Below are 13253 nucleotides of genomic sequence, written 5' to 3'. Positions count from 1 at the left end.
GAACGAAAAATAAAAAACTTTCAATCATTGATCCTCTCATTTAATTTCTTGTACCTTGCTGAGATTTGATTCTTTGCCTTATTTGTGTTTAATATTGTCTCATTATTTACAATATTGTGTGCATATTTTATAAAATTATTACTTGTTGAATTTGTGTAAAGCTTATGTAATTTTGACTTAAATATCTTATCGCCCTTTCCATTCTTTCCTTTAAAGATACTATAAGCTCGCTTAATTCCTTTTTTCATCTTACCATGATATCTTGACAAGGTTGAAGATCTAATAAACACATCTTCTCCATCAAACTCTAATCCAAGATATTGAAGTCTACTTTCTTTATTTTCAGAAGAGAATGATTTTACTTTAGAGTTTAGCTTCTTAAAGTGAACCACACGCTCCTTCTTATCATTAAGTTTAAATCCTAACTCCTCTATTCTTTCACTAACAAATGATTTAACTTTTTCCTTATCATTTTCATTAATTATCAATAATATATCATCACTATATCTATAATACTTGCCACCAACTTCTTCAGCTTTTTCGAAAAGACTTTTATCAAAGTCAATCATCACAATATTAGATAGAATTGCACTAATTGGAGCACCTTGTGGAATCCCCTTTTGTTTTTCAAGCAGATGGTTTTTTTGAATCATTCCTGTCCCAATAACAAAATCTCTAAAGTCACTATGACTACAATATTTTAAATTATCACTTCCAAACTTATTCTTATAGTAAAAAACATCATTAATCACATCCTTTTCAACAAAGTGGAAATTAGTCATGACCTTAAATGCTGTATACTGATTTTGTGGTAATTCATCATATTGTGAAAATTCGTAATTAATAACCTCCAACCATTTCTTTTTTAATTTTTTATGAGGTATATTATCAAAAAACTTTGATATATCAAGGCACACTGCAACACAATTTTCTCGGGTTGCAATTTCTTGAAATGCTTCAATAGCAAAGTCTACATTATTTAACTTATCATCAAATTTTCTGTACGCCTTAACAGAATTGCTGAATTTACTTCTGGACAACTTTTGTTCGTAACAAAAACCTAGAATTAAGGCAAACCAACTTAACCTTATTGAATCCAAATGTGATGAATAATATATATGCCTTTTTTTAAAAGACTTAACTCTACTACCGTCTTTCTTGTTCCTAAACTTAGGTGAGTATTTAATATAATGAATAAATGGATAATAACCTCTGTCAAAAATCTGTTTAGATTTAAAAGCTTGTTTGAACTTGTCTGTAAAGAGATCACGAAAAAGACTGTAATTAGAAAAAACCTTTTTAGAAAAAGTTATTGGGTAGTCAAAATGTTTATACTTTCTCTTTTTTAAAGAAGAGAACTCCTTTTTAACAAATTCTTCCCATAAATTATCAAAAGTTTCATCCATCATAAAGAAACGGCAAAGCAAAAGGGTTAAGCCAGCATAAACTTATATCAACCCTTTTGCACTTTATAGAAAGCCAAATAAGACCTTCTTCCCATCCAGTAAAAACTGAACATCAACAGCCTACATAAGTAAACTGAATGCTGTTAATCAACAATATTGAAATGAATCCGTATATGTTAATACTAATTCAATTCTTCTGCTCATTAATAAGAATAATTGTGCAGCGATTAATCGATGTACTATTATTCGAGCCCGAAGACTTAAACAATATCCCTATCACCCAATTGTGATAGTACTACAAATGTACACATTTCTACACACATTTAAAACACCTCTTTATCAAAACTTTATTCATCCGTCATTAGTTCTTAATATTCAAAGCAAGTTTTTTATTTTAATATTAAAGTCCTAATAATAATAGCGGTTCACTGGGCTTAGACCCACAACCGTGAATACCCCTTGAACGGGCGGTCCCGGTTGGTTTATTAAAAAAACCTAACATGCTTTGGGAACCTGTCAGGTTTGAACTGTTACTCTTTTTTTGAGAGGATGTAATGATGAACAGTTCTGGATCCATCTTTTGATGCTGCATAAGCATCCACCAACCTGTAACCGTGTTCAGCCATAAAGTTCAACGCGTTTGTGATGGAGTTAAACTCGATCTCTTTGCCGTTTTCATCTTTTACTTCCGTTTCCTTTGAAGGTTTTAAAAACTCCGGGGCCTGACCGATTAGGATCTGAATATTAAAATTTGGACTTAGCGCTTTTGTTGCTCCTTTAATTACTACGTAATGCGCATCGATTTCATCAATTGGCTTCCCGTCAATAGTTTGCGCGGTCATCGTTTTTCCAACAAAGAGCAAAATTCCTACAATTAAGAGTGTTTTCAGTTTTTTCATGGTATTTGAGTTTTGAATGAACTCAAATATATAATTGTTCAGGTAAGTACTTTTTGGAAAAGTATTGAGATAAAAAGTACCTCCGCCAGGACTCGAACCTGGATCTAGAGTTTAGGAAACTCCTATTCTATCCCTTGAACTACGGAGGCTTGAAAGAAGAAGGGGGTGTATCAAAAGGCGTTGAATAATTTGGAAAAAAGTTGACTAAAACGTAGCAACCTAATTCTTTCGAGTATTAATGCTTTAAAGGACAGCCTTTTAAAACCGAAAATCTTTTGATTTCCGGTTTTGATACACCCCCTCTTGTGGAGCATATCGGAGTCGAACCGATGACCTCTACACTGCCAGTGTAGCGCTCTAGCCAGCTGAGCTAATGCCCCGGGTTATTTTTAGACATAAAAAATACCGCATTGCAAAAATGGAAAAGCAATTTTAAAAACCCACCAAAAACACATTTTATTTCATCTTTTTACGTCTTTTAGAATATGAGACTGCACTTTTTAACCTCTTCAGTCTATACAATTGTTAATAACTCGCAATCTTTTGGAACGAGTTACCAGATTTAGAGAATAAGTGTCATTTTGAGACTTAAATACAGCTTTGGGTATATTTATGAACAGCTGTAACCTACTATCTGTAAGGCTTTGAGCACAATTAACAACGGGTTGGGTATAAAATGCAAATAATGGGTCACAGTTTGCAAATAGAAAGTCAATAAATTTGTCTCATATTAATTTAATACTTAATCCCAATAGTATGAGGAAATACAATGTTTTAGCTGTGAACAGTGGGGTTAATGAAAATCAGGACCTCGAATCCTATTTCGAGGGAGATGAAATTAACCTTACTTCGGTAGAGAGCAGTGGTCAGGAAGCCCTGCGCGCCTTTGAAGAATCGGTACCAGATGTGGTATTGATTGACACCAAGGAAAATGGAGGTACATCCGGTTACGATGTAGCCAACGAACTGAGTCAGCACTCAGATGTGCCAATCCTCTTCCTAAGAGACCCCAAAGAACTGAACAACGGTTCTGAAAAGAACAAAACGGGGTTTCAAAAAAACTACGTTCAGTATCCTTTGACGAAAAAGAAGCTGAAAGACAGCATTGAAAAAGCTGTTTTGGATTTTCGCAAAAAGATGAAAAACGGCAGCCCAATCAACGAGGCACCGCTTCATCGAAATGTTGAGAATCACAGTTTCTTTGTAAAAATCGGCAACAAGCTCAAGCGCGTTGAAACCAACAAAATTGAGTTTATTGAAGTAGAAGAAAAATACTGCTCGATTTTTACAGAAAACCGTCAAATTCACGTGAAAATTGCACTCAAGGATTTCATCAAGAAACTCCCGGAGTCAACATTTATTCGTGTACACCGCAATTACGTAATCAATACTGAGTACGTAAACACAGTTCAGTTGTCTGAGAATATCGTTATCGTAAATGATCGCAATATTCCGTTCAGCAGAACTTACAAGGAAAACCTTATCAATACCTTGAATTTGATTTAAACCCCTTTTGACCTTTATCCTTTATTTGGTTTTTATTTCTTTTTTTACCCTTCTACCCCCGTCTTAAAACCTTTTTCTTAGCCTACCACCAATCCTTCAAACCTGATTTGTCTATAAAACGGGCAATAAACAATATGGGGAAATCTAACTTTCACTCATCAGTTTAGAGTGCACCATTTCTCGTCCCCAACTGAACTCATCAGCCTCTTCTTTGTTGGCCCGATAAAAGCTGTTTTACATTTAGCCTGGTATTTCATATATTATTAGGCAAACACATCATTTTATGCAGACCAAAAAACTAACAACGTTATTCACCCTTTTTATAAGCATGCTGATTGTTCAAATTAGTTGTGCTCAATTCAGCAATTACAACTATTTTAAAAAAGTAACGATCAACTCTTCACAGATAAGTGGTTCATCGGAAATTAGTCCATTTACAGCTTACTTTTCATTTTCTCACAATGATCTCAGGAGCGTATCAAACGGTGGACACGTAGAAAGTACAAACGGCTACGACATCGTTTTTTCCAATGATTTTTGTGGTCAGATCCATCACGAAATTGAATCCTATGATCCTGCCACCGGAGAATTATCAGGCTGGGTGCAAATCCCAACAATTAGTGCTATTAAAGACACTTCAATTTATATAATTTACGGAAACCCATCCATTTCCTCATCTCAGGAAAACACATCAGCATGGAATAGCGAATATTTAAGTGTTTGGCACCTCGAAAACACACTCGATGCCACTGCCAACAGTCACGATTTTAATATGACTAAAGGAACTCCTCAAAACACCACCGGTAAAGTTGGCGGAGCCAAGTTATTTGATGGAAACGGAGACTACTACACCGATAGTGACGGTGAAAACTATATTGATGGTTTAACTGAATACACTTTTTCAATTTGGCTCAAGCCACAATCAAATAGTGTCAACGCAGGCGTATTCTTCGGAGGCAACCGCAACCAAAACATGGATCGATACTTCAGTTTGCGCTACGATCAAACCGGTTCGAATTGCAGCGGAACTAATGTGATAAAACACGGTATCAACAGAGGTTCAACAAAGTATACCGGAGAATCGAACAGCAACATTCAAACAATTAACTGGCAACATGTTGTCGTTAGTTGGCAGGCAGGCTCTCCATTAGACCTTCACGTAAACGGAAATCCGGTCGGTTTTAATTGTTTCAATGGTTCAACCTTCAATAACGCTATTAACCAAACCAAGCGATTCATTTTGGGAGCAAGCTCTCAAAGTGATTGGGACGGAAAAATTGATGAAGCACACTTTTTAAATGTCAAAAAATCTGACGATTGGATCGCCACATACTACAACAATCAAAATGACCCATCGACATTTATGACGCTGGGATCTGAACAGGAAATTCAAAACTTCAGTACAGCCTCATCAGGAAATTGGTCGGCTGGGAGCACCTGGTCTGGTGGAATTGCACCAAACTCAGCTGGCGCAATTGTAACGATCAATCACGACATAAATGTAGATGGAGATTTCAAAACCTCATCTGTCACAGTAAATTCCGGCAACACAATAAATGTCAATAATAGTCAGAGCCTTATCGTTCAATGTGGAATTGACAATTCGGGATCGCTAACCGTTGAGAACAATGGAGCGCTTGTTCAATATTCTGAAAGTGATCTGAATACAGGATCAGGTAATTACACCTATAAAAGAGAAGGAATCTCAAATATGTCTTATTTCAATTCGTGGTCGTCTCCCGTTCAGAACCAACAAATTGCCGGATCAGGTGGTGTTTTTCAGGGGAGCAACCCCTGTGACATGCTCTATTTTGATGCTGCCTCTCAATCCTGGAAGTACGATTTTCCGGATGGCTACTCCACAACCTGCAAAGGCAACTCCGTAACATTTAACTCCAATAATGTTATCAGTGGTGGAGATAACATGATCAATACAGGGGAAGGTTATTTTATTGCCGGAGACTCTGTAAACCCCGTAAGGATTTTTGAAGGGCAAGTTCACAATGGCCCAATATCAGTAGGTGTTTTGAATCCCAACGTCAGCCCGGGAGGTAGCTGGGATGGAAAAAACTGGAACCTGATCGGTAATCCGTATCCATCAGCAATATATATCGAAGCTTTTAGAGAGGCAAACAGCTCTATTCTCGACAGCAATTCAGCAGTATATTTATGGGATAACCAATCGGCAAGCTATAACCAATCAGATTATGTCACAGTCAACAACTCTGGTTTTATCAATTCCAACGATCAAACATACAGCACTCCGCCCACGAGCATTTCAGCAGGGCAAGGCTTTATGGTTGCAGCATCACAAGATGGAAATGTCACTTTTGACAATTCGATGAGAGTTGTAGGAGACAACGACCGGTTTTATAAAAATAGCAACGGCCAAGGCTCTTTCCCGAAATTTTGGGTTCGTGTTACCCATCCGAATGATGTTAGAAACGATGTCCTCATCGCGTTTAATGAAAATGCCACAGACGGACTTGACCCGGATTATGACGCACCAAAAAACAGCGCACAAAACTACATTACAGTGGGAACACTCATGAGTGGAGATGACAGCACAAAATATGCTATTCAGGGATTGTCAAAGTCTTCACTTTATGAAGAGCTATCCATTCCTTTGTCAGTTGAAGGAGATAGCTCCGGTACCTACCGCTTTGAGCTTTTCTCCACTAAAGGCAATATTGATCAACCTGTTTACCTCTACGACAAAAAAGATGATGTAAAATACAACCTCACATCGTCACAAGCTGAAGTTGAATTAGACAAAAACCAGGACCAATTCAGGTTTGTCATCCAACTTGACGGACAAGCTCCACCTCTCTCTTCAAATAAAGAACTCCAATCAAATAGTAGTGAGAAAGTAAATGTCTTCGTAACTGAAGAATTCATCAAGCTACAAGCTGATAAGCAAAAAAACTTCAGTCAAATTCAACTCTACAACTTGCAGGGTAAAAACATTTCATTTGTACGCAATGCGAATAAGATTGAAACTCCTGAAGTAACCGGTGTCTATTTACTGAAGTACAATTCACACGGGAACACCATAACTGAAAAGTTACTCATACCGTAAAAATGCATCTTATACCCAAAAATTTCCTTCTTGTGGTTAATGGGGTAAGCATACTGGAGAATTCAAGGTGTGTAGGCGTACATTTGTCAGTACCAAATAAGGGATAGAAGGTTTAAGGACAAAAAGGCTCAGCGTTTAGAACGTTGGGCCTTTTTGATTTTTAAGAAGGTTCTCAAAACGGTTAATCAACCCTTTATACCACTTTAATTACGACTTGTGCCCTTCACACCAATAAATCTCGAGATAACACCAAGATCAGTGTACGTTTGTCAGTAACCAAATAAGGGATAGAAGGTTTAAGGCAAAAAAGCCCGGACGATTAGATCGCACCGGGCTTTTTTGATTCAGCTAAACTTCAACTCTAACCTAAAAACTATAAACCTGATTTCGATTATTATTTATAGATTCAAATATTAAAAGAAGCCATTAGACAAGGCTCTTTTGTGAAAATTTAGCGGGCTAAATTGAGCAAAAGAAACGCAGTATTAGTGGCGTCTTTGGAAACCCCACATATAAACAGCCATTTTCTTCCTAAAAGCTCGTCAATATAGCCCGCTATACTTTCCTTGCTTTTAGTCGAAACTCACTATTTATATGTGGTTTGAATCCTAAACTATGAATCGAACTCAGGTTATAACTCTGCTTCAATAGCGCTGATTAATTCTTCATCCATCGGTTCAGTGCCGGGATTAAACTTCGCTACGACATTCCCCTCTCTATTGATAAGGTATTTTTGAAAGTTCCATTTTACTTCTCCTCCAACTTTGCCATTAGCTTCTTTATTTGTCAAATACTCGTAAAGAGCTGCTTTGTCGCTCCCTTTAACTGATATCTTAGACATCATGGGAAAGGTGACTCCGTAATTCTTCTTACAAAAAGTTTGAATTTGGCTATCAGTCCCTGGCTCCTGTCCCATGAAGTTATTAGCCGGGAATCCCAGAATCACAAAGCCTTTTTCTTCATATTTCTCATAAAGAGCCTGCAGCCCTTCATATTGAGGTGTGTACCCACACTTACTTGCCGTATTCACAATAAGCATCACTTTTCCCTCATATTTTGATAGTGAAATTTCTTCGCCATCAATCGTTTTTACATTGAACTGGTAAACAGACTCTGTACTTGGCGCGAACAAAAAGCTCGCAAATACTAAAACAAAAGCTATTGCTGTCTTCATAATTTCGTTCTTTACATTTGGAATTAAACACAAAAATAGCCTTAAGGTTTATGGTAAGCGAACAAGAAATCAAACTGCTCTATGAAAAACTCCAAAACCACGGTCAGATCCAAAATCCCATCAGCTCAACACACAGCGTAAGTGGAGGAAGTATCAATGATGCTTACAAGCTCGAATCAGACGACCGAAACTTTTTCCTCAAAGTAAATTCAGCCAGCCGCCATCCCGGCATGTTTGAAGCTGAAGCAAAAGGACTTTCACTTCTGTCAAAACACTCTGAATTCGCTGTACCAAAACCCATCCTCAACTTTGAAAATAACAACCGTGCCTATCTCATCCTCGAATGGCTCGATGAAGCCCCCGGCTCTGACCAGGAAGAAACGGGTCGATTACTCGCCAAAATGCATCAAACAAAAACTGATCAATTCGGGCTGGATTTTGACAATTACATGGGGTCTCTCGAACAATCTAACACGCAATATTCAGAATGGGCTCCATTTTTCATTGAGCAACGGTTAGAGCCTCAACTCAAAATAGCCCGTGACAATGGCGATATGAAAAGTGAGCACAGCAGGCAATTTGAAAAACTGTACTACAAGCTGGAAGAGCTTTTTCCACCTGCAAAACCTTCGCTGGTTCACGGTGATCTTTGGGGAGGCAATGCCATGAACACAAGTGAAGATCCGTCAATTTACGACCCGGCTGTGTATTACGGCCATCCTGAAGTTGACATCGCAATGACGACATTATTCGGTGGATTTGACCGTTCGTTTTACCAGGCTTACATGAAAGAAAATCCGCTTGAAAAAGGATGGCGTGGCAGACTTCCACTCTACAACTTATATCCGCTTTTGGTACATGTCAACCTGTTTGGAAGCAGCTATTTGATGCAGGTAGAACACATATTAAAATCATATTTTTAATATCAAGTAAAACAATAATTATTAAGTTTGAGAAACTTACACTAAACAGAAAATGAATTGATACAAAAACTTAAAACGCACTACAAAAAAGCCTTTCGAACAACTTTGTTAGCTCAAGACAAGCTAACTAAAAAATGGTACCATTTATTTTCGGTTATAGAATTACAGACTGATGACGAATATCCTTATAATATCCCTAATAATAAATGGAAAGATAATTGTGTCAGAACTAAACAGTCTGGTTTAGATAGTTATTCATTCTACCTTGCTATTGATGAGTTTTCATCAGTTGATAGAGCCCTTAATGTATTTAGTAACCCAATTAATAATTTTGAAATTGATGGGAAAGAAATATCCTTCTTTAATAAATCGTTTATAAAAGAACCATCTGGAGAATACCCATTAGTTTTCACTTCTAACTATTACTCAGAAAAAGGTGTAGCTTCAATAGTTCCTGTTAGGAAATCAGGATTATTAATATGGTGCCAAATTGATAATGAACGAAAAACTGAAAATCAATTTATTTCTTTAACGACATCAAAAGAAACACAAGCGATACAGCAATTAACAATAGACTGGCTGGGCTTTGATATTATTCAAAAGAGAGAACATATAGGGAACGTTTATCTTTCAGCTCCAAACCCATACTTTAGAGAAATAAACTTATCTCTTTCAACTAATCCAATTGGCATTTTTTATAAAATATTAACACGGAAAAAACATTTTGAACCATTAACATTTAGAATTATCGACAAGCATGGAGATGCGATAGCTTTAGACAAAGCTTTTAAGATAAATGACCAAGAAGGATTAATAAATCTCCCTCACGAGCCAAATTCATTTGAACTTAGGATTTATAATCGCGACAACAACTTGATTGCTCTTCAGGGGCCATCAACTTTTATAAAGAGTATTAAAGTAGGAATATCACTGAAACAAGCAGACCTTCAAGTCAATAAAGAAACAGAAAAAGGGAGTGAAAAATATGTTATCGAAAAGTTTTCTAGAGATAAGCCCCTCTTGATTGGTGAAACAAAAAACTTCAACTCTGAGCATTATTTTAAAAATGCGGATAAAACTAGAGAACATATTGAATTAGCCAACCGTAGCGAATTTATTTTTTTCCCAGGAGCAAAAAGTGAGAATGAAAAAGCTCAGCTAAGAGAAAAAGCTAAATCTGAAATAAGAAAAATCATTAACAAAGCTGAGGATACTTGCTATTTATGTGATCCATATTTTAGAAGTATAGATATTGTTGATTATGCGTTTCATATCAAAAACACGGGTATTAAAATTAACATTCTTAATAGTAAAGAAGCTATCCTGAAAATAAATGGAGAAGTTCAAAAAATCAACGAGACATTAGAAACATACAACTCCAACCCATTTAGCGATATAGAGGTACACTCACTTAGAGGTAAAAGTATTCTTCATGATAGATTTATCATTACAGACGAGAAAGTCTGGTTTATTGGAAGCTCATTTAACGAATTTGGCAATAGAGCTACATGTATTGCAAGAATCCCTGACTCATCAGGTAGGCTAATAATTAAAGAAATTGAGAAATGGTACAACTCTGATAGTTATTCTCAAAACATTATTGAATACGCTAAAAACATTTAAAATGTCTAATACTTTTTTGACAAACTCTAAAAATCCTAGGCTTAGAATGCATGAATGTGGTCAAAACGAATATTGGTTTTACCATAAAGGCACTTACCCCAACGAAAACCCCCTATTGTATCAGAAACTCATTAATAATGCTACTGATGAAATAATTATATGGGATCCCTACTTTAATGTTAAGCCGCCAAATGCAGATCAAAACATATTCCAAAACATTAATAATAACATTACAATTAAAATACTAACTACTAAGGGACTAGATAGATCTCGATCTTATTTAACAGACGTGCAAGACGCACTAAAAACCACGATAACACCTGCAAAAGATTGTAGATTTGGATTAAGAGTCATTAATGAGGGTGATATTTTAATCAAGGTGAAAGATTTTTTCACGATAGATTTTTAATCATTGACAGAGCTGATATTTTTTTGATTGGCAGTTCTATTGACTATCATTTGAATTCAAGAAAATCAACTGGAATTTTAAAAATATCAAATACCGAAACAAAGGCTTTTATAATATCAATATTTCAAGAGTACTGGAGAAGTTCTAGACAAAACGAAATACCAGTAACTTATTTGCACTTATAACTATGAATAAAGAAATTTTTTACAAAAATGACCTTTACACACTTGAGTGGAAATATACAGAACTTGAGTTCATTGAGCTTCTGGATACATTTTCTGCGTTAAATAATTTGATTACCCCTTTCATTAATAATGTGACCAATTCAATTTATGATTCAATAAAAAAAAATAACACCATAAAAGTTACAGATTTTGATTTACCAAATATTGCCGATGAACTAGAAAGGTCTTTGTCTCACAATCAACTTTATAAATCATATAAAAATCATACTGAACAGAGTTTATCTAGATTCACATTTAATAAATTCCTACAAAGAATATTTGAACAAGATGGTGATAATAATGAAAGCCATACTATACAAAGATACTTTCATTCATGGTTAGAGAAAAAATTGGCACAGAACATTACTCAAGATTCAAGATTTAATTCTTTTGAAGTATTAAGGTCTTTAATGAATAAAACCCAAATGCTCCATGTTTTCTACAATCATGTTATCTTAAATATTCCTAAATATTGGGTGAAAAGTAAAAAAACAAAATGGGTTGAAGTAACTGTTAGTTCCGAAAAGCTACTTGAATCTATGAGAGTGTATAGTAAAGAATATTTTGAAAATTATATTGACTCTCTTCAAATACAACCAAAAGAAAATCTTTGGAGTTATACTCAGGAAGTAACACTCAACTCTGATTATATAATGCTAAATCATGAATTTAGCTTCATTTCTTCAGTCCTTATAAAAAAAGACGTTTCACTTTGGATTGAGTTTTGGGATAATCTAAAACTTCCAATAATACAAGACTCTGTATTTCACTCTCTATCCGATTTTAGACCACATCAGTATCTAGAGTTAGTTAATGAACTTGTCAATAAAAAAAAGAGTTTCAAGTCTAAATTAAAAGTTCTGTTATTTATTCTAGCTAAAAATTTTTTTGATGCATCATTAAGATTGACAGAAAGACTTTCAATTTACGAAAGTCCTGAAAGGAAAAATGAAAGAAACAAACAGTTTTTTCACAAGGGTGTTAAGCAACAAAAAGAATGGAATAAAGAAAAAAAACAGTATTATGATAAAATAATTAAATTACTCAAGAAACAACTGTCAAATTCAGAGATTGAAGACTGGATTTTTAGCTACAAGCCAAGGACTACAAATCGTCAATTTAAACCAAACAAAATTTATAATTCAGAGATAAAACTATTAACAAAAACATATAGAAAAAATTCTGGCCTATTAAAGCCAGACTTTAGATCATTTAACTTACAGAAATTCAACTTCTACATTGAAATTACACAAAAAAAAGAAGATAATGAACTTGCTTCAAGCTTACTCGAAGCTATAACTAACTACATTTCTTCCGATAAATTCTTTTGGGATAAAAGCTATTCAGAACCATATTTCTCTGCTTTTAAAGGTCTAGGGTTTATATTAAGTAAGCAAGATAACCCTATACAAAAAGGAGAAGAGTTAATCAACAATTTCAAAACGATTCATCAAGGTTGGAATCCTTCAAAAATTGATACGACACCGTTAATAAAGGAATCTTTCGTATGTTGTGGTGTCGCATTACTAATTGAAAATGATGAAGCTTTTAAAGATAAGTCTCAAAAAGAGCAATTTTTCAAAAGATTACTTAATCACATCTTAAAACAAGACAGGTATTCACAATTTGACAATTCTGAATACTACCAAATGCCATTACATTTGTTGTTTTTGGTTGCTAGCAAAGTCTTTTTAGATGTTAAAGAATACTGTGAACAACAGCTTATAGACTATTACGACAATTTATATTCTCTTTTGTTGATCCTATCAAGCAGCGAAAAGTCAATTTGCGACAGTTCAAAAATGCTAATAAATGAAAGGCTTAACAGAGAGTATCTATTTCTAAGAAAAAAGCTTAATAACAGTAATCAAGCAGATAAAGTTCAGGAATTGGAAAAAATGTTAAACGTGTTAAATCTTGGAACTAAGTCTTGACTACTTGTAATTAAAGAAAATCAGTTATTACCAATTTTAAAAAGGATTCACAGCCCTCCCTTTTCTTAAGACCAAA

General features: G+C 35.1%; 9 protein-coding genes and 2 tRNA genes. 6 read left to right on the top strand and 5 right to left on the bottom strand.

Annotated features, from left to right (window positions below):
- Positions 1-20 precede the first annotated feature (20 nt).
- From F3059_RS08600 to F3059_RS08585, 4 genes are all read right to left on the bottom strand, one after another.
- Positions 21-1409, bottom strand: a complete 1389-nt coding sequence (locus tag F3059_RS08600; protein WP_151168231.1) for a reverse transcriptase domain-containing protein — start codon at positions 1407-1409, stop codon at positions 21-23.
- A 527-nt stretch (positions 1410-1936) separates the two neighbouring features.
- The gene (locus tag F3059_RS08595; RefSeq protein WP_151168229.1) at positions 1937-2305 is read right to left on the bottom strand and encodes a hypothetical protein; all 369 of its coding nucleotides are present in this window, start codon (positions 2303-2305) and stop codon (positions 1937-1939) included.
- Positions 2306-2382: 77 nt separating this feature from the next.
- Positions 2383-2454, bottom strand: a tRNA-Arg gene (locus F3059_RS08590).
- A gap of 157 nt (positions 2455-2611) precedes the next feature.
- Positions 2612-2685 (bottom strand) — tRNA-Ala (locus F3059_RS08585).
- Between the two features lie 376 nt (positions 2686-3061).
- Between F3059_RS08585 and F3059_RS08580 the strand changes: the two genes are divergently transcribed.
- Together F3059_RS08580 and F3059_RS08575 are read left to right on the top strand one after the other, a co-directional pair.
- Positions 3062-3811, top strand: a complete 750-nt coding sequence (locus F3059_RS08580; protein ID WP_151168226.1) for a LytR/AlgR family response regulator transcription factor — start codon at positions 3062-3064, stop codon at positions 3809-3811.
- Between the two features lie 328 nt (positions 3812-4139).
- Positions 4140-6890: a DUF2341 domain-containing protein gene (locus tag F3059_RS08575; RefSeq protein ID WP_170265134.1), complete on the top strand. Its 2751-nt coding sequence runs from the start codon at positions 4140-4142 to the stop codon at positions 6888-6890.
- 631 nt (positions 6891-7521) lie between these two features.
- Here the strand turns inward: F3059_RS08575 and F3059_RS08570 are convergent.
- Positions 7522-8064, bottom strand: a complete 543-nt coding sequence (locus tag F3059_RS08570; RefSeq protein WP_151168223.1) for a glutathione peroxidase — start codon at positions 8062-8064, stop codon at positions 7522-7524.
- Positions 8065-8114: 50 nt separating this feature from the next.
- Between F3059_RS08570 and F3059_RS08565 the strand changes: the two genes are divergently transcribed.
- From F3059_RS08565 to F3059_RS08550, 4 genes are all read left to right on the top strand, one after another.
- A complete protein-coding gene (locus F3059_RS08565; protein ID WP_151168221.1) occupies positions 8115-8987 on the top strand; it encodes a fructosamine kinase family protein in 873 nt (290 codons plus the stop codon).
- A 57-nt stretch (positions 8988-9044) separates the two neighbouring features.
- Complete coding sequence (locus tag F3059_RS08560) at positions 9045-10610, top strand: VPA1262 family N-terminal domain-containing protein (RefSeq protein ID WP_151168219.1); 1566 nt, start codon at positions 9045-9047, stop codon at positions 10608-10610.
- Between the two features lies 1 nt (position 10611).
- Complete coding sequence (locus F3059_RS08555) at positions 10612-11019, top strand: hypothetical protein (protein WP_223274581.1); 408 nt, start codon at positions 10612-10614, stop codon at positions 11017-11019.
- A 187-nt stretch (positions 11020-11206) separates the two neighbouring features.
- Positions 11207-13177, top strand: a complete 1971-nt coding sequence (locus F3059_RS08550) for a hypothetical protein (RefSeq protein ID WP_151168217.1) — start codon at positions 11207-11209, stop codon at positions 13175-13177.
- Positions 13178-13253: the final 76 nt, after the last annotated feature.

It is taken from the genome of Salibacter halophilus (assembly GCF_008806325.1).
Classification (GTDB): domain Bacteria; phylum Bacteroidota; class Bacteroidia; order Flavobacteriales_G; family Salibacteraceae; genus Salibacter; species Salibacter halophilus.
The sequence above is the reverse complement of the archived record's forward strand: the minus strand, read 5'-3'. Positions and strand labels throughout refer to the sequence as shown.